This is a genomic window from Streptomyces sp. TG1A-8 (assembly GCF_030499535.1).
Classification (GTDB): Bacteria; Actinomycetota; Actinomycetes; order Streptomycetales; family Streptomycetaceae; genus Streptomyces.
Map to the genome: position 1 here is coordinate 4,499,340 of NZ_JASTLB010000001.1, position 16,271 is coordinate 4,515,610.

The following is a 16,271-nucleotide window of genomic DNA, read 5'->3' on the forward strand; positions in this document are numbered from 1 at the left end:
CCGGCCCTCCGACGGGAACACCCCGCACCGGTCGGTCCCGGCGGCCCGGACCGGGCGGACGGGCCCCGCCGGCCAGGCGCCCGGCAGGCCGTCGGTCCCGGCGGCCCGCACGGGCGGCCCGGACCGGGCGCCCCGGACCGGCGGCACCGGTAGCGGGGCGGCGGGAGCGCAGGCCCAGCCGTCCGGGGCGGCCCCGGCCCCCGGGACGCCCGACGAGCCCCGGCCGTCCGGCGAAGCCGACCGGCGGCCCGGCGACGCGCAGGCGCCGGGCGGGACCCCGTCGGCCGGTGGCGCGCGGGCGGCGGGAGCGTCCGGCACGTCCCGGCCGGACGACGGGCCCCCGTCGTCCGGCGACACCCGGCCCTCCGACCGGTCCCCGTCCCCCACCGGGACCGGGCGGCCCGGCCGGGACCGGCCCTCCGGCACACCCCGCTCCGGGGAGAACACACAGGTCCTGCGGCCCGACAAGGCGCCGCAGGAGCCCGGGGACACCCGCCGGGCATCCGGGGACACCGCCGCCAAGGCGCCGCAGGAGCCCGGGGACACCGCCGCCGGGACCGCCGCGGCCGAGAGCACCCAGGTGCTCCGGCGCGTCAACGCCCCGCGGCAGGAACGGCCCGCCCAGCCCGGGAAGCCCGCCGCCCAGACGCCCGGGGCCGCCCGCAAGGCCACGCAGAGCGCCGGTGCCGCCGGTGCGGCCTCCGCCGCCCAGGCCGCCGCGTCCGCCCGCCCCGGCGCCCCCACCGCCGCGAACCCCCCGGCCCCCGGCACCCCCCGCACCGGCAACGCCTCCGACACCACCCCCGGCAACGCCTCCGAGGCCCCCGCCGCCGGGGGCGCGGGCGGCGGCAAGAAGCCCAAGCGGCCCAGGCGCACCGGCCTGCGCCGGCTCCTGCCCACCTGGCGGATGCTGCTCGGCACCCTCGTCGTCGGCGTGCTGCTGATCGTCGGCCTGCTCTTCCTCGGCTACTCGCTCGTGAAGATCCCGCCCGCCAACGCCCTCGCCACCAAGCAGAGCACCGTCTACCTCTACGCCGACGGCTCCCAGCTCGCCCGCGACGGCACGGTCAACCGCGAGAACGTCACCCTCGCCCAGGTCTCCAAGGACGCCCAGCACGCCGTCCTGGCCGCCGAGGACCGGGACTTCTACACCGAGTCCGCCGTCGACCCCAAGGCCATGCTCCGCGCCGCCTGGAACACGGCCAGCGGCAAGGGCAAGCAGTCCGGCTCCACGATCACCCAGCAGTACGTCAAGAACTACTACCTGGCCCAGGAACAGACCGTTACCCGCAAGGCCAAGGAGTTCTTCATCTCGGTCAAGCTGGACCACGAGAAGTCCAAGGGCGACATCCTCGAGGGATACCTCAACACCAGCTACTTCGGCCGCAACGCCTACGGCATCCAGGCCGCCGCCCAGGCCTACTACAGCAAGGACGCCGCCGACCTCGACCCGGCCCGCGCCGCCTACCTCGCCGCCCTCGTCAACGCCCCCAGCGAGTACGACGTCGTCGCCCACCCGGAGAACAGGGCCGCCGCCGTCGCCCGCTGGAACTACGTGCTGGACGGCATGGTCACCAAGGGCTGGCTCGACGAGTCCGAACGCACCGGCATGAAGTTCCCCATGCCCAAGGAACAGACCGTCTCCACCGGCCTGTCCGGCCAGCGCGGCTACCTGGTCGAGGCGGTCAAGCACTACCTGACCACCAACGGCATCGTCGACTCCGACGAACTCGAAGCCGGCGGCTACCGCATCACCACCACCATCCAGAGGGACAAGCAGAACGCCTTCGTCAAGGCCGTCAACGACCAGCTGATGTCCAAGCTGGACAAGAAGAACAACAAGTACGACAACTACGTCCGCGCCGGCGGCGCCTCCGTCGACCCGAGGACCGGCAAGGTCGTCGCCATGTACGGCGGCATCGACTACGTCAAGCAGTACACCAACGGCGCCACCCGCGGCGACTTCCAGGTCGGCTCCACCTTCAAGCCCTTCGTGTTCGCCTCCGCGGTCCAGAACGGCTCGACCACCCAGGACGGCCGGCCCATCACCCCCAACACCGCCTACGACGGCACCAACACGCGCCCCGTCCAGGGCTGGAGCGGCGGCCCCTACGCCCCCGAGAACGAGGACCAGAAGTCCTACGGCGACATCACCGTGCGCAAGGCCACCGACCTGTCGGTCAACTCCGTCTACGCCCAGATGGCCGTCGACGTCGGCCCCGCCAAGGTCAAGCAGACCGCCGTCGACCTCGGCATCCCCGCCGGCACCCAGGACCTCCAGCCCTACCCCTCCATCGCCCTCGGCACCGCCACCGCCAGCGTCCTCGACATGGCGGAGGCCTACGCCACGCTCGCCAACCACGGCAGGCACGGCACCTACACCATGGTCGAGAAGATCACCAAGGACGGCATCGAAGAGGTGACGCTGCCCCGGCAGCGGACCAAGCAGGCCATCAGCCGCGTGGCCGCCGACACCACCACCTCCGTCCTGCAGAGCGTGGTCGACAACGGCACCGCCACCGCCGCCCAGGCCGCCGGCCGCGCGGCCGCCGGCAAGACCGGCACCGCGGAGAAGGACACCGCCGCCTGGTTCGCCGGCTACACCCCCGACCTGGCCACGGTCGTCTCCGTCATGGGCCAGGACCCGGTCACGGCCGCCCACAAGTCGCTGTACTACGTCATGGGCCAGCCCCGCATGAACGGCGGCGGCCCGCCCACCCAGATCTGGGCCCAGTACACGCGCGACGCCCTGCGGGGCAAGCCCGCCGCCGCCTTCGACCTCCGGCTCCAGCAGGGTGCCGAGACCCAGGCCCCCAGCTCCCAGGCCCCGACCGAGCCCGGCACCGGCGGCCAGGACACCACCGGCACCACCGGCGCGCCCACCGACGGAGGCACCCCCACCGGCGGCGCCACCCCGACGGACGGCACCGCCACCGGCGGCGCCACGACCGGCGGCGCCACCACCACCGACGGAGGCGCGACCACCGGCGGCACCACCACGACGGGCGGCACCGACGGCGGCACCACCGACGGCGGCGCCGCGGGCACCGCCACCGGCGGCGCCACGACCGGGGGCACCGCCACCGACGGCGGCACCGACGGCGGCACCACCGGCACGACCGGCACCACCGCCGGTCCGCTGCTGACCGGACGCCGGGAGTGACCCCGGGGCCGCCGCCCGGCGGCCCCCGAACCCAGGAAGGGCCGGTGACCACCGTCACCGGCCCTTCCGCCGTCATCCCACAGTCACAGTCACAGTCACCGGCACAGGGACCGGCACAGGGACACCTGCCGCCGGCTCAGAGGTACAGGCCCGTGGAGTCCTGCGACCCCTCGAACCGGTCCGCGGCCACCGCGTGCAGGTCGCGCTCGCGCATCAGCACGTACGCCACGCCCCGCACCTCCACCTCGGCCCGGTCCTCCGGGTCGAACAGGACCCGGTCACCCGGCTCCACGGTCCGTACGTTCTGCCCCACCGCGACGACCTCGGCCCAGGCCAGCCGCCGGCCGACCGCAGCGGTCGCGGGAATCAGGATGCCGCCCCCCGACCGCCGCTCGCCCTCACCGGTCTCCTGCCGCACGAGAACCCGGTCGTGCAGCATCCGGATGGGCAGCTTGTCGTCCTGGGGGGTGCTCTGCTCGTTTCTGTTGGCGCTCACACCCCTGAACCTACCTGCCTTCGCCGCGATCCGTACGCCCCCGGGTGGCTCCCGGCACCACCGCTCCCTAGCCCTTGCGCCGGCGGGAGCCGAGGGCGAGCAGCCCCACGACCCCCACCACGACCAGCGCGACCGGCAGGACCCGCTCCACCCGCGGCGAACCGTCCTCGTCCACGAACCGCGCCCGCACCTCGGTCACCACCCGGTTGACCTGGACGTACGCCCGGCCGACTGTGTGATCCAGATGGGCGACGGCCTTGGCCCGGGCATCCCCGACGATCGTCTTCGGATGCACCCGCACCCCGATCTCGTCGAGCGTCTCGGCCAGCACTTCACGGCGGCGCTTGATGTCCGCCTCGATCTGCGCCGGGGTTCTGGTGTCCGACGTGTCCGCCACCGTACGGCCTCCGAAATCTGCTGCTGCTGTTCTGGACAGTCTGTCAGTTCGCGGCCGCGCCGCGCGGCAAGGACCCCCGGTTACGCTGGCCCGATGAGCGAGCGACTCCAGCCCGGGGACACGGCCCCCGACTTCACCCTCCCCGACGCCGACGGCAACGAGGTCTCCCTGTCGGCCCACCGGGGCCGCAAGGTCATCATCTACTTCTACCCCGCCGCCCTCACCCCAGGCTGCACGAAGCAGGCCTGTGACTTCACCGACAACCTCGCCCTGCTGGCCGACGCCGGCTACGACGTCCTGGGCATCTCCCCCGACAGGCCGGAGAAGCTGGCGAAGTTCCGCGACCAGGAGTCCCTGGAGGTCACCCTGCTCGCGGACCCCGACAAGAAGGTCCTGGAGTCCTACGGAGCCTTCGGCGAGAAGAAGCTCTACGGCAAGACGGTCGTCGGCGTCATCCGCTCCACGGTCGTCGTGGACGAGGAGGGCAGGGTCGAGCGCGCCCTGTACAACGTGAAGGCCACGGGCCACGTCGCGAAGATCATCAAGGACCTCGCGCTCTGAACCCTGCCCCACCACGGCCACGGCCCGCCCGGCACCCCGGGCGGGCCGTGGCCGTCCCGCGGCGTGACCGCCCGGCCACCTCTCCGTCGCTCCGTACGGGCGGCGAACACGCGCCCGGAACGGAGGGGCTCGGTGGGGGCCGGCGCGTACACCAGGGACCGGCTGGAGAGGGCGGCCCGCGGGGCACGGAACCTGCCGGAGGCACTGGAGAGGCTGGGGGTGGATCCGAGGAGCCCGACGCGACGGTATTGCGTCCCAACCGTCACGCCGCCACCGGCACCTGGTGCCGAGGCGGCCGACGACGGCATACTCGTCCCCGGTAATGTAGAGCGCAGTTGGGCGCCCGTACGCCAATGGCCGAGCGGCGATCTTTAGGTGGTCGTGTTTGTCGGTTCGAATCCGACCGGGCGCACGCACACACAGCCCCGCACCTGCGCGTCAGGGTGCGGGGATCCCCTCCCGCGTCAGCCCAGCAGTTCCCGCACCACCGGCACCAGCGCCCGGAACGCCTTCCCCCGGTGGCTGATGGCGTTCTTCTCCGCGGGGCTCAGCTCCGCGCACGTGCGGGTCTCGCCCTCCGGCTGCAGGAGCGGGTCGTAGCCGAAGCCGTTCGTGCCGGCCGGGGTGCGGCGCAGGAGGCCCCGCAGCCGCCCTTCGACCACCCGTTCCGTGCCGTCCGGCAGGGCCAGTGCCGCGGCGCACGCGAAGTGGGCGCCGCGGTGCTCGTCGGCGATGTCGGACAACTGGGCCAGGAGGAGTTCCAGGTTGGCCCGGTCGTCGCCGTGGCGGCCGGCCCAGCGGGCGGAGAAGATGCCGGGGGCACCGCCCAGGACGTCGACGCAGAGGCCGGAGTCGTCGGCGACGGCGGGCAGGCCGGTGGCCCTGGCCAGGGCGTGGGCCTTGAGGAGGGCGTTCTCGGCGAAGGTGACGCCGGTCTCCCTGACGTCGGGGACGTCGGGGTGGGCGTCGGCGCCGACGAGTTCGTGGGGGAGTCCTGCCCCGGTGAGGATGGCCCTCAGTTCGGTGATCTTTCCGGCGTTGCGGGTGGCGAGGATCAAGCGGGTCATGGGGCCAGTATTCCTGGCCGGGGGCGGTCGCCGGGTCCGCCCCCGTGGCGGGCCGGACTACAGCTCCGCCTGCCCGGCGCCCTTCAGCGTGCCGAGGTCGAAGACCTCGCCCATCCTGGCGAAGCCCGGGTCGCTGGGGTGCAGGTGGTCGCCGGAGTCGTAGGCGGGGCGCAGGCGGCTGGGGTCGTAGGGGTCGCGGAGGGCCTTGTCGAAGTCGACCACGGTGTCGTAGACCCGGCCGGCCCGGATCTGGGCGTTGACCTGCCGGCGCACGGCCTCGCGGGCGGGGGTCCAGCGCAGGTGGCCCCGACAGGGCATGAGGGTGGCGCCGACGACCCTCAGGCCGCGGGCGTGGGCCTGGCGGACGAGGGTGCGCAGCCCGTCGGTGATCTCGTCGGGGTCGGCGAGGTGCGGGTTGCGCAGGATGTCGTTGATGCCGAGGTCGATGACGACGGCCCTGACGTTGGTGCGGGACAGCACGTCGCGGCCGAAGCGGTCGAGACCGCTGGGGTTCTCGGCGGGCCGGCCGGGCCCGTCGGCGAGGACCTGGTTGCCGCTGATGCCCTCGTTGACGATGCCGTAGCGGGGGAGGTCGCCACCGTTCCGGACGGCGGTGCGCAGCCGGTCGGACAGGACGTCGGTCCAGCGGCGGTTGGCGTCGACGGTGGAGGTGATGCCGTCGGTGATGGAGTCGCCGAGGACGACGACGGTGCCGTCGGCCTCGTTGCTGAGGACGTCAAGGGCCGTCAGGTACCGCCAGTAGGGGGTCCGTTCGGTGTAGGGGGTGCCGGTGGCGTCCTCGGTGCGGTCGCCCTGGGCGAGGTAGGAGGTCTGCTGGGCGTGGGGGTGGTAGGTGACGGGGCCGGAGGGGGTGGGGGAGTAGGTGGTGACGAGGACGTCCGCACCGTGCGGGACGGTGAGGCGGACGGGGTCGCTGAGGACCTGGCCACCGGCGGGGATGACGACGCCGGTGCCGCCGTTGAAGGTGAGGCGCCGCATCGTCGCGGGGTCGGCGGCCGCGGTGGCGTGGCCGGCGGCGAGCGCGAGGGAGGCGTGGGTGATGGTCAGCGGGGACTGGCCGTAGAGGTTGGACAGGGTGATGCGGGCGCTCGTCCCCGCGGTGCTCGCGTGGACGACGTTGCGTACGGAGCGTCCGGCCGTGCCGCTGGTCTCGGTGCCCGGTTCGCCGCCGACGGGGGCGGTGGCCCAGGCGCCGACCCAGGTGCCGGTGGAGGCGGGGGCGGCGGACGGGTCGCGGTGGGGGCGGTTGCCGGCGAAGGTGCTGCGGGGTGTGCTGTCGTCGTCCGCCGCGGTGAGGCAGACGGCGGCGGACAGGGCCACGATCAGTGCGACGAGCGCGCTGAGCACGCCATAGCCATGACGCTTGGTCACTCTGGTGTTGTTCTCCTCGGGAGACGGGAGCCCGAGGCTCCGATCCGGTGGGTCCATGATGCGTCATGGACCGGGGAGGGCCGACGGGACCCTGCCCCGGCTTCCCGTCCGGACAGACGCCGGGAACGGCTGTTCCGTTCCGGAAGCCGGCCGGGAAGGGACAATTGTGTGCGGGATCACCGAACGGGTGGAGCTGATGGAACCTACGGAGACCGGGGAACCGGGCCGGGCGGCGTCGTACCGGACGTCGTACCGGACGATGACCGCCTTCACGCCGGCGGACGAGGAGCGCCGGCGCGGGGTGCGGCGGATGAAGCTGACGGCGACGGGGTTGCTGCTGTTCGTGGCGGTGGTGTACGTGCTGGCCAAGTGGGCGTCGGCGCAGGGGGCGGGGGCGTGGGCCGGGTACGTGGCGGCTGCCTCGGAGGCGGGCATGGTGGGTGCGCTCGCGGACTGGTTCGCGGTCACCGCGCTGTTCCGGCATCCGCTGGGGCTGCCGATTCCGCACACGGCGATCATTCCGACGAAGAAGGACCAGCTGGGCGTCTCGCTGGGGGAGTTCGTCGGGGAGAACTTCCTGTCCGGGGACGTCGTGCGGCAGCGGTTGCGCGCCGTCGGCATCGGCAGCCGGCTGGGGGCGTGGCTGGCGGAGCCGGAGCACGCGGACCGGGTGACGGCGGAGCTGGCCACGGCGCTGAGGGGTGCGCTGACCGTGCTGCGGGACTCGGACGTGCAGGCGGTGGTGGGGGAGGCGATCACGCGGCGGGCGGACGCCCAGGAGGTCGCGCCGGGGATCGGCAAGCTGCTGGAGAGGGTCGTCGCGGACGGCGGTCACCGGCGCGCGGTGGACCTGGTGGTGACGCGTGCGCACGACTGGCTGGTGCTGCACCAGGACAGCGTGATGGACGCGGTGCAGGGGGGTGCTCCGGGCTGGACGCCGCGGTTCGTGGACAAGAGGGTCGGCGAGCGGGTCTACAAGGAACTGCTGCGCTTCGTCACCGAGATGCGGGACATGCCGTCGCATCCGGCGCGGGGCGCGCTGGACCGTTTCCTGACCGACTTCGCCTCCGACCTGCAGTCGGACACGGACACGCGGGCGCGGGTGGAGCGGCTGAAGGGGGAGGTGCTGGGCCGGGGCGAGGTGCAGGACCTGATCGCGTCGACCTGGACGGCCGTGCGGTCGATGATCGTCGCGGCGGCGGAGGACGAGCGCAGTGAGCTGCGGCTGCGGGTGCGGGCGGCGCTGCTGTCCCTGGGCGGCCGGATGGCGACGGAGCCGAAGGTGCAGGGCAAGGTCGACAGCTGGGTGGAGGGGGCCGCGGTGCACGTGGTGACGACGTACCGCAGGGAGATCACCTCCCTGATCACCGACACGGTGGCCGGCTGGGACGCGGAGCACACGACCCGCAAGATCGAGGCGCACATCGGCCGTGACCTGCAGTTCATCCGGATCAACGGCACGGTGGTGGGTTCGCTGGCGGGTTTGGTGATCTACCTGGTGTCGCGGGGACTGGGGGCCTAATCCGGCAGGGCCCGGGCACCCGTTGGGCGTTCCTCGACGTGGAGGGAGCCCATGAATACAGCCGAGGCACCGTCGCCGCAGACCGGCCGGTCCATCACCACCGACATCCCCGCCCGACTCGACCGTCTGCCATGGTCCCGCTGGCACTGGACCATCGTGATCGGGCTGGGCACCGTATGGATCCTCGACGGCCTGGAGGTCACGGTCGTCGGCAACATCGCGAGCCGTCTGTCGGAGTCCGGCAGCGGGCTGTCGATCTCGTCCGGTCAGGTCACCGGGCTGGCGGCCGCGCTGTATGTGGCGGGTGCCTGCGTGGGTGCCCTGTTCTGGGGGCGGCTGACCGACCGGTTCGGCCGCAAGAACCTCTTCATGATCACCCTGGCGGTGTACCTCGCGGCGACGGCGCTGACCGCGGTGTCCACCGAGGCCTGGTGGTTCTTCCTGTTCCGGTTCCTGACCGGGTTCGGCATCGGCGGTGAGTACGCGGCGATCAACTCCGCGATCGACGAGCTGATACCGGCCGACTACCGCGGGCGGGTCGACCTGGTCATCAACGGCAGCTTCTGGCTGGGGGCGGTCGGCGGTTCGCTGCTGTCGATCGTCGCGCTCAACACCGGTCTGCTGCCGGCGAACATCGGCTGGCGCCTGACGTTCGCGCTGGGGGCCGTCCTGGCGCTGGTCATCCTGCTCGTGCGGCGGCACGTTCCGGAGAGTCCGCGCTGGCTGCTGATCCACGGCCGGGACCGGGAGGCCGAGGAGATCGTCTCCGGGATCGAGCGCCGGATCGAGGAGGAGAGGGGCGAGCGGCTGGCGGCGCCGCGCGGCGAGCTGGAGATCCACCAGCGCAGGACCGTCGGCTTCCTGGAGATCGCCCGCACCGTCTTCGGCCGCTACCGCAAGCGGGCCGTGCTGGGCTTCTCGCTCTTCATCGGCCAGGCGTTCCTGTACAACGCGATCACCTTCGGCTTCGGCGCGATCCTCACCAAGTTCTACGACGTGCCGTCCGACCACACCGGCTACTACTTCGCCGTCATCGCGGCCGGCAACTTCGTGGGGCCGCTGCTGCTGGGCAAGCTGTTCGACACGGTCGGCCGGCGCGTGATGATCTCCTCGACCTACCTGCTGTCGGGTCTGCTCCTGTTCGGCACGGCCTGGCTGTTCGACCGGGGTTCGCTGAGCGCGGGCACGCTGACGGCGTGCTGGTGCGCGGTCCTCTTCTTCGCCTCGGCGGGTGCCTCCAGTGCCTATCTGACGGTGTCGGAGATCTTCCCGATGGAGACGCGGGCGATGTCCATCGCCTTCTTCTACGCCCTGGGCACCGCCGCCGGCGGTATCAGCGGACCGCTGCTGTTCTCCGACCTCACCGGCACGGGCAAGGTCGGCGACACGGTCCTGGCCTTCCAGATCGGCGCGGCGCTGATGTGCGCGGCGGGCCTGGTCGCGGCGGCCCTCGCGGTGCGGGCAGAACGCCGTTCCCTGGAGGACGTCGCCCGTCCGCTGACGGCGGGCGCGGACCGGGCGAAGGCGGCGGCGCCGGGCACCCGTCCGCCCCGGCCGGCGCGGGGGCCGCAGGGTCCCTCGGTGGGGCCGGCGGCGAGCAGGCCGTAACGGCCGTGACGGCCGCAGCACCCGCGGTGCGGTCAGGCTCCCGTGGTGGAGCCTGGCCGCACGATCATGAGGACGGTCACGGCGGCCCACAGCAGGTTGAACACGCCGGTGTACATGGCCAGTCGGACGGTCGTCCCGTGGGTGCCCCCGCCCCCCACGAGGGTGCCCTGGGCGGGCAGCACGAGGCCGCCCAGTACCAGCGCGGCCAGGACCGTCAGCACGACGGACACGATCAGCCAGGCACTGCCGAGTACGCCCATCTCGTTCGCGGTGGCCACCCCGAACACCGGTACGGCAACGCCGACGACGGCGTAGGCACGGCAGATGCGGTGGAGCAGGTGGAGGGTGTGGGCGGGGTCGGCCGGGTTTGTGGGGTCCGTGGGGCGGGCCGGTGCGGCCGGTGCGGCGGGGCCGGCGGCGAGGGCGCGGCGGGCGACGGGCGGGAACATGCTGGCGGCGACGGTGACGGGCCCGATGGCGACGATCGCGGCGAGGACGTGGACGGCGAGGAGGAACTTGGTCACCCGGCGACGGTAGGAGGGCGGGCGGTCGCGCAGAAGTGGCGGGATTGCCAGGGGGCGACGGATTCCCGCCAGGGGCTGGGGCTGGGGGCAGGGGCCCGGCTTGGCGGGGTGCTGGGGGAGGGGAGGAAGCCGGCGGGTGAGGCGCTTGCGTACGGGTCGACCTGATGCCGGGTCCGGCCGGGCCGTGCGGCGCCGGGGCGCGGACCCCGGGCCGCGGTGGGCGGGGATCCGTCGTACCGCTACGTTCCTGCCATGCACACCGTGACCGTCCTGGCGCTGGACCAGGTGATCCCGTTCGACCTCTCGGTGCCGGTCGAGACCTTCGGCCGGGCCCGGCTGCCCGACGGCCGCTGCGCCTACCGGGTCCGGGTCTGCTCCCCGCTGGCGGAGGTCGGCGCCGGGGCGTTCACCCTGCGGGCGCCGTACGGTCTGGAGGCGCTGGCGGCGGCGGACACGATCATCCTGCCCGGTGTCGCGGACCCGACCGCTCCGCTGCCGCCGGGCGTCGCGGAGGCGGTGTGCGCGGCGGCGGCGAACGGCACGCGGATCGCGTCGATCTGCGTGGGCGCGTTCGTGTTCGCGGCGACCGGTCTGCTGGACGGACGGCGTGCGACGACCCACTGGGTGGCCGCCGCGGACCTGGCGGAAAGGTACCCGCGGGTCACGGTCGACCCGAACGTCCTCTACGTCGACAACGGCCAGTTCCTCACCTCGGCGGGCGCGGCCGCGGCCCTGGACATGTGCCTGCACATGATCCGCAAGGACCACGGCTCGGCCGTGGCCGCGCACACCGCCCGCCTGTCCGTGATGCCACTGGAACGGGAGGGCGGCCAGGCCCAGTTCATCGTCCACGACCTGCCCCCGGCTCCGGCGGGCGCCACCCTGGAGCCGCTGCTGCGCTGGTTGGAGGAGCACTGCGACCGGGACCTCACCCTGGAGCAGATCGCGGCCCGGGCCCGCGTGAGCAGCCGCACCCTCAACCGCCGCTTCCGCGAGCAGACCGGGACGACGCCGCTGCGGTGGCTGCACCGGGCGCGGGTGCGGCGGGCGCAGCACCTGCTGGAGACGACGGTGCACCCGGTGGAGCGGATCGCCGCCCAGGCGGGCTTCGGCTCCCCGACGGCCTTCCGGGAGCGCTTCCGCAGGGTGGTGGGAACGAGCCCGCAGGCGTACCGGAGGTCGTTCCGGCCGGCGGGGGCGCAGGGAGCGGACGGGCCGGACACACCGCCCGGCCCGCCGCTGCCGGCCGGGCCGGTGACGCCGTTCGAGCCGGTGACGCCGCTCGGTGCGGTGATGCCGGTGGGCCCGGGGGTGCCGGTCGGTTCGGCCGCGTCGGCGGGGGTGCCCGCGCCGGTGTAACGGGCCGCGGGGGTGCCGCGGTACGGGCGCACCGGCTCGACCGCAGCGACTACTCGACCGGGGCGGCTCAGCCGCGGCGGTCGGCGACGGCCCAGGAGACGAGGGCGACGGCGCCGGCGACGCCGAGGACGGACGGCCAGGCGCCGACCTTCTTCGCGAGCGGGTGGGAGCCGGCGAACGCGCACACGTAGGCGGCGGTCAGCGCGCCGGCGGCCTTCCCGCCGGCCTGCCGGCGCCACTGCTGCGCGGCGGCGGCGCCCGCGACGGCCAGGACGGCCCCGCCGAGCTGCCGCTTCCCGCTCCAGCGGGCTGCGCCGTAACCGCCGACGAGCCCGGCGGCGGCGACGACCGCACTGGGAACCTTGGCCATGACTGCCTCCTCGAACCCCGTTCCACGTCTGTCTTCCCGGTCCCGAGGCTAACGCGGGGACCTTCGGTGCACGCTGACCTGAGTCCAGGCTTGTCAAGTTTCCGGATCGGAGTTATATAAGAAGTCGTAGGGCATCGCACCCCGGTTCCTGAAGAGAGGAGTGACCCGTGATGCTCATGCGTACGGACCCGTTCCGCGAATTCGACAGGCTCGCGCAGCAGGTCCTGACCGGTACCGCCCGCCCGTCCGCCATGCCGATGGACGCCTACCGGTCCGGGGACGACTTCCTCGTCCACTTCGACCTGCCCGGCATCGACCCCGAGACGATCGAGCTGGATGTCGAGCGCAACGTTCTCAACGTCCGTGCCGAGCGCCGCGGTCCGGCCCCCGAGGACGCGGAGATGATCGTCGCCGAGCGGCCCACGGGCACGTTCACCCGCCAGCTCTTCCTCGGCGAGACCCTCGACACCGAGCGCATCGACGCCTCCTACGAGGCCGGTGTCCTGACCCTGCGCATCCCGGTGGCCGAACAGGCCAAGCCGCGCCGCATCCGGATCGCGGGCGGCGACGGCGGCCGCAAGCAGATCACGGGCTGACCGGCGCCCGCCCGCCTGTCCGGCCGGTGAACCCGCAGCACGTTGCGCGTCCCGTGGCCCGAGCGGAGCCCGGGACGCGCGCGCCCGGTGCGCCCCGCGCCCCGTGGGACGTGCGCCGCCGTCTTGGCCGAACTCCCGCTCATGTCCGCTGCATTACGGGGTACCGGGGTTCCGGTGTCCCAAAGCGTCCCGGAAGAGGAGCCCGCACGATGACCGTGACGACCCCGCAGCCGAGAACCACCATTCCGGCCCCCGCCTCTGTCGCACCCCTGCTCCCCCGTGTCGCCGAGGCGGACCCCGACCGTGCCCGCTGGGAGGAGCTGACCGAGGCGGTGCGCGAAGCGGGCCAGTACACGACGAGGGCGGAGGCGGAGTGGGTCACCCGCATCGTCCTGTCGGCCCTGGGCGGTCACGTGACCGGCGACGAACGGGTGGCCCTCGTCCAGGCCCTGCCCCGGGAGGCGGGCAGGGTGATCGCGTCCCAGATCCCCGCGACCCAGCCCCTGACGGCCCGCGAGTTCGTCGAGTCGGTGGCCGCCCGCATCGAGGGCTCCACCGCGGCGACGGCCCGCTGGGACGTCAGCTCGGTCCTGAGCGTCCTGGCGGACCAGGTCGGCGAACCCCTGACGACCCGGGTCCTGACCCAACTCCCCTCCGGCTACGCCCTCCTCTTCGGCCGCGCGGACCTGGTGGCGACGGCGTAACGGTGCGACCACCTCCAGGGCGCCGCACGAACGACCGGCAGCGCCCGGCCGCACCAGACCCCTGAGGAACTCTCACGCCCTTGACGGCATCTGCCGCGTCCTGCGGTGCCTCGTGCTCCCAAAAGCGCAGCACGATCCACCCTTCGGCCGTCAGATGCCCGGTTGTCTCCATGTCGCGAGCCAGGTTCTTGTCGAGCTTGGTCCGCCACCACTCCGCATTGGCCTTGGGGCGGGTGGCATGCTGGGGGCAGCCGTGCCAGAAGCAGCCGTCGAGGAAGATCGCGATCCTGCCCCTGGGAAAGACGATGTCGATCGAGCGGCGGGGCATGCCCGGCACCGGTACGTTCACGCGGTAGCGCAGGCCGGAGGCGTGCAGCAATCTTCGCACCGCCGCCTCGGGAGCCGTGTCACGGGAGCCCTGGCGACTCATGCGGGCGGACACGGCGGGTGAAGAGGGGACGGCATGCGACACGGGAGCATTCTGCCGGCGGCCCCCCGTGTTGGGTACGGAGTCCCATCATCCGGCGTCCGACGGCAATGCTTCGGGCCGACCGTCACCGACCACAGGACGGGAGGAAGAGAGCGGGCGGCCCGGAAAACAGCCGGTCGGACGAGGTCCCCTCAGGGCCCGCGGGGACCCGGAGCGGGTCTCAGGCGTCCGCCCCGTGGCACTCGCCGTACGTCCGTCCCGACGCGCACCAGCACGCCGCTTTCCTCTGCGGCGGCCAGGCCACGGCCCGCCCCCGGGCCGCCAGCGTCGTCGCGTACTGGGGCAACAGCGCCGTGTCCTGCGGGGAGGCTCCCTCCGACGCCGCGAACGCCTCGTACGACGGGACCGTGCCCGTCACGATGCCCAGGTTGGGCGTGCCCGAGGAGGCCAGTTCGCGCAGGGAGGACTCCGTGGTCGCCAGGTGCTCCGCGTGGGAGGGGTACTCCGTCACCAGGCCGGGGTACGCCGACAGCAGTTCCGACAGCTCGGGGGCCGGCCAGTGCAGGACCGCCACCGGGAAGGGGCGGGAAAGGGCCGCCCGGTGGGCGCCGAGCTCCGCCCGCAGGCGGCTGATCTCGGCCTCCAGCTCCGCCGGGTTGTCCGAGCCCAGGGACCAGACGCGCTTGGGGTCGTGCAGCTCGTCCAGGGGGACCGGGGACGAGTGGAGGGTGTCCGCCAGGGTGTCCCAGTCGTCGTGCGGGAGGCCCCGCATGCGGCGGACGCGGTGGCGGCCGTACAGGAGCGGATGGGCGGGGGGCGGCGGCTCCGCCGCATCCGCCAGCAGCAGGCGCGCTGCCTCCGTGAACGTCTCCTCCGCGGCCTCCAGCTCGTCGTGGGCCTCCAGGGACTCGGCGACGATCACCCACGGGGCCGGGTCCCGCGGGGCGGACGTGCGGATCCCGTCGATGATCGCCCTGGCCTCCGCCTCGTGGCCGTACTCCCAGAGGTTGGACGCCTTCAGGGCCCGGACCAGGGAGGGGTTCTCCAGGGTGTCCGGGGCGGACAGCAGGCGGTCGTAGAGCGCGGACGCGGCGGGGCGGTCACCGGACAGTTCCAGGTGGGCGGCGGCGCGCAGGAGGAGGGCCTCGGCGTCCTCCGGGTACAGGCCGGCGGTCCGCTCCAGGCGTGCCGCTTCCGCGGTGTGGTCGACGTTCTCGGCAGGCGTGTCGGGGCGCATGAGGGACACCGTACTGCCGGGCGGTGACAGGCGTGGGGGTAGGCCGGGATGTCGGGGGAGGCCGCCGCGCTCCGGCCGTTCACGCTGCTCCGGCCGCACGCGCCGAGGTCGCGGCGGGCGGTGTTCGGACCCGGGCCGGACGGGGAGGGCCGTGGTGCACGTGGTCGACTTGGAGGTGAGGAAGGGGCGGGCGGAGTCGTCGCGGGCCCCGAGGGTGTTCACCCGCCGGACAGGGGAGGTCCCCCGCCCTCCCAAGTGCCGTATGCAGACGTGGGGTTGACGGCGGTGACGGTATCGGCGCGGGAGGTGTCGACGGCCGGGGCGCCGCCCGGGAGGCCACCACCCGCGGCGGCCGGCAGCGCTCGGCGCCGGATCACGGCTCCTCCGCCTCCCCACGCGGCTCGAACGGTTCGCCGACAAAGGTACTTTGCGTTTACTTGACGCCGTCCATACCTGCCCTATAGTCGCTGTCCCTAGTGTCGTGGGGTTGGCATGTGCACAGGCGAAGTACGGGGGTGTTCACGTGTCGGACCTGGAGAAGGTGGCCGTCTCGATGAGCAAGGCGGCGTCGGGGCTGCGGTCGGTGGGACAGCACACGTCGAAGCCGCTCGCGGACTTCAAGGCGCAGCAGCACGACCTGAAGGCGCTCGGGGCGCTGGGGTCGTTGCTGGGTGCGAAGGACGAGATCGAGAAGGGCATGGCCACCCTCTCCAAGCTGACCGAACAGCTTGAGGAGGAGTGGGAGACGCAGGCGGGGCTGATCGGCGAGGTCTCCGACGCGTTCGACCTGCTGGACGCGCTGCTGGCGGCACAGGCCCGGGCGAAGAAGGGCTGAGCGGCGCGGT

General features: G+C 73.4%; 15 protein-coding genes, 1 tRNA gene and 2 pseudogenes. 10 read left to right on the forward strand and 8 right to left on the reverse strand.

Annotation, left to right across the window (positions count from 1 at the left end; genetic code table 11):
- Window positions 1-580 precede the first annotated feature (580 nt).
- Window positions 581-3,163 carry a transglycosylase domain-containing protein gene (locus tag QQY24_RS19705; protein WP_301976293.1) on the forward strand — a complete coding sequence of 861 codons (2,583 nt, stop codon included), beginning with the start codon at window positions 581-583 and terminating at the stop codon, window positions 3,161-3,163.
- Window positions 3,164-3,299: 136 nt separating this feature from the next.
- On the opposite strand, the gene QQY24_RS19710 is transcribed toward QQY24_RS19705, so the two are convergent.
- Entirely contained in the window at window positions 3,300-3,659 is a 360-nt protein-coding gene (locus QQY24_RS19710; RefSeq protein ID WP_301974014.1) for a co-chaperone GroES, read from the reverse strand.
- Window positions 3,660-3,726: 67 nt separating this feature from the next.
- Window positions 3,727-4,056, reverse strand: coding sequence for a DUF3618 domain-containing protein (locus tag QQY24_RS19715; RefSeq protein ID WP_301974015.1), 330 nt, complete (start codon window positions 4,054-4,056; stop codon window positions 3,727-3,729).
- Window positions 4,057-4,149: 93 nt separating this feature from the next.
- Here QQY24_RS19715 and bcp point away from each other — a divergent pair, with 93 nt between their 5' ends.
- From bcp to QQY24_RS19730, 3 genes and pseudogenes are all read left to right on the forward strand, one after another.
- Complete coding sequence (gene bcp, locus QQY24_RS19720; RefSeq protein ID WP_301974016.1) at window positions 4,150-4,617, forward strand: thioredoxin-dependent thiol peroxidase; 468 nt, start codon at window positions 4,150-4,152, stop codon at window positions 4,615-4,617.
- A gap of 132 nt (window positions 4,618-4,749) precedes the next feature.
- A pseudogene (locus QQY24_RS19725) lies at window positions 4,750-4,866 on the forward strand (HNH endonuclease); the annotation flags it as partial.
- A gap of 90 nt (window positions 4,867-4,956) precedes the next feature.
- Window positions 4,957-5,029, forward strand: a tRNA-Leu gene (locus tag QQY24_RS19730).
- Between the two features lie 52 nt (window positions 5,030-5,081).
- On the opposite strand, the gene rdgB is transcribed toward QQY24_RS19730, so the two are convergent.
- Together rdgB and QQY24_RS19740 are read right to left on the reverse strand one after the other, a co-directional pair.
- On the reverse strand, window positions 5,082-5,684 hold the full coding sequence (gene rdgB / locus QQY24_RS19735) for an RdgB/HAM1 family non-canonical purine NTP pyrophosphatase (RefSeq protein ID WP_301974017.1): 603 nt from the start codon (window positions 5,682-5,684) through the stop codon (window positions 5,082-5,084).
- A 57-nt stretch (window positions 5,685-5,741) separates the two neighbouring features.
- Window positions 5,742-7,076, reverse strand: coding sequence for an SGNH/GDSL hydrolase family protein (locus QQY24_RS19740; protein ID WP_301974018.1), 1,335 nt, complete (start codon window positions 7,074-7,076; stop codon window positions 5,742-5,744).
- A 196-nt stretch (window positions 7,077-7,272) separates the two neighbouring features.
- Here QQY24_RS19740 and QQY24_RS19745 point away from each other — a divergent pair, with 196 nt between their 5' ends.
- Window positions 7,273-8,598 (forward strand): DUF445 domain-containing protein, encoded by a 1,326-nt coding sequence (locus QQY24_RS19745; RefSeq protein WP_301974019.1) that lies wholly within the window; start codon window positions 7,273-7,275, stop codon window positions 8,596-8,598.
- Window positions 8,599-8,649: 51 nt separating this feature from the next.
- A complete protein-coding gene (locus QQY24_RS19750; protein WP_301974020.1) occupies window positions 8,650-10,206 on the forward strand; it encodes an MFS transporter in 1,557 nt (518 codons plus the stop codon).
- Window positions 10,207-10,238: 32 nt separating this feature from the next.
- Here the strand turns inward: QQY24_RS19750 and QQY24_RS19755 are convergent, their stop codons facing one another.
- Window positions 10,239-10,730: a hypothetical protein gene (locus QQY24_RS19755; protein WP_301974021.1), complete on the reverse strand. Its 492-nt coding sequence runs from the start codon at window positions 10,728-10,730 to the stop codon at window positions 10,239-10,241.
- Window positions 10,731-10,982: 252 nt separating this feature from the next.
- On the opposite strand from QQY24_RS19755, the gene QQY24_RS19760 reads away from it, so the two are divergent.
- Entirely contained in the window at window positions 10,983-12,089 is a 1,107-nt protein-coding gene (locus tag QQY24_RS19760) for a GlxA family transcriptional regulator (protein ID WP_301974022.1), read from the forward strand.
- Window positions 12,090-12,156: 67 nt separating this feature from the next.
- Here the strand turns inward: QQY24_RS19760 and QQY24_RS19765 are convergent, their stop codons facing one another.
- Window positions 12,157-12,459 carry a hypothetical protein gene (locus tag QQY24_RS19765; protein ID WP_301974023.1) on the reverse strand — a complete coding sequence of 101 codons (303 nt, stop codon included), beginning with the start codon at window positions 12,457-12,459 and terminating at the stop codon, window positions 12,157-12,159.
- 170 nt (window positions 12,460-12,629) lie between these two features.
- Between QQY24_RS19765 and QQY24_RS19770 the strand changes: the two genes are divergently transcribed.
- Both QQY24_RS19770 and QQY24_RS19775 read left to right on the forward strand, forming a co-directional pair.
- The gene (locus tag QQY24_RS19770) at window positions 12,630-13,055 is read left to right on the forward strand and encodes an Hsp20/alpha crystallin family protein (RefSeq protein ID WP_301974024.1); all 426 of its coding nucleotides are present in this window, start codon (window positions 12,630-12,632) and stop codon (window positions 13,053-13,055) included.
- 209 nt (window positions 13,056-13,264) lie between these two features.
- The gene (locus QQY24_RS19775) at window positions 13,265-13,759 is read left to right on the forward strand and encodes a DUF2267 domain-containing protein (protein ID WP_301974025.1); all 495 of its coding nucleotides are present in this window, start codon (window positions 13,265-13,267) and stop codon (window positions 13,757-13,759) included.
- A gap of 91 nt (window positions 13,760-13,850) precedes the next feature.
- On the opposite strand, the pseudogene QQY24_RS19780 reads toward QQY24_RS19775, so the two are convergent.
- Both QQY24_RS19780 and QQY24_RS19785 read right to left on the reverse strand, forming a co-directional pair.
- Window positions 13,851-14,189: pseudogene (locus QQY24_RS19780) on the reverse strand (very short patch repair endonuclease); the annotation flags it as partial.
- Window positions 14,190-14,409: 220 nt separating this feature from the next.
- Window positions 14,410-15,426 carry an SEC-C domain-containing protein gene (locus QQY24_RS19785; protein ID WP_301974026.1) on the reverse strand — a complete coding sequence of 339 codons (1,017 nt, stop codon included), beginning with the start codon at window positions 15,424-15,426 and terminating at the stop codon, window positions 14,410-14,412.
- 523 nt (window positions 15,427-15,949) lie between these two features.
- On the opposite strand from QQY24_RS19785, the gene QQY24_RS19790 reads away from it, so the two are divergent.
- A complete protein-coding gene (locus QQY24_RS19790; RefSeq protein WP_301974027.1) occupies window positions 15,950-16,261 on the forward strand; it encodes a hypothetical protein in 312 nt (103 codons plus the stop codon).
- The last annotated feature ends 10 nt before the right edge of the window (window positions 16,262-16,271 follow it).

What these genes read in the sequence shown, in the direction of transcription:
- QQY24_RS19750 (WP_301974020.1), top strand. Translation starts at nt 8,650, where the DNA reads ATGAATACAGCCGAGGCACCGTCGCCGCAGACCGGCCGGTCCATCACC.
- QQY24_RS19775 (WP_301974025.1), top strand. Translation starts at nt 13,265, where the DNA reads ATGACCGTGACGACCCCGCAGCCGAGAACCACCATTCCGGCCCCCGCC.
- QQY24_RS19765 (WP_301974023.1), bottom strand. Translation starts at nt 12,459, where the DNA reads ATGGCCAAGGTTCCCAGTGCGGTCGTCGCCGCCGCCGGGCTCGTCGGC.
- QQY24_RS19745 (WP_301974019.1), top strand. Translation starts at nt 7,273, where the DNA reads ATGGAACCTACGGAGACCGGGGAACCGGGCCGGGCGGCGTCGTACCGG.
- bcp (WP_301974016.1), top strand. Translation starts at nt 4,150, where the DNA reads ATGAGCGAGCGACTCCAGCCCGGGGACACGGCCCCCGACTTCACCCTC.
- QQY24_RS19770 (WP_301974024.1), top strand. Translation starts at nt 12,630, where the DNA reads ATGCTCATGCGTACGGACCCGTTCCGCGAATTCGACAGGCTCGCGCAG.
- QQY24_RS19785 (WP_301974026.1), bottom strand. Translation starts at nt 15,426, where the DNA reads ATGCGCCCCGACACGCCTGCCGAGAACGTCGACCACACCGCGGAAGCG.
- QQY24_RS19760 (WP_301974022.1), top strand. Translation starts at nt 10,983, where the DNA reads ATGCACACCGTGACCGTCCTGGCGCTGGACCAGGTGATCCCGTTCGAC.
- rdgB (WP_301974017.1), bottom strand. Translation starts at nt 5,684, where the DNA reads ATGACCCGCTTGATCCTCGCCACCCGCAACGCCGGAAAGATCACCGAA.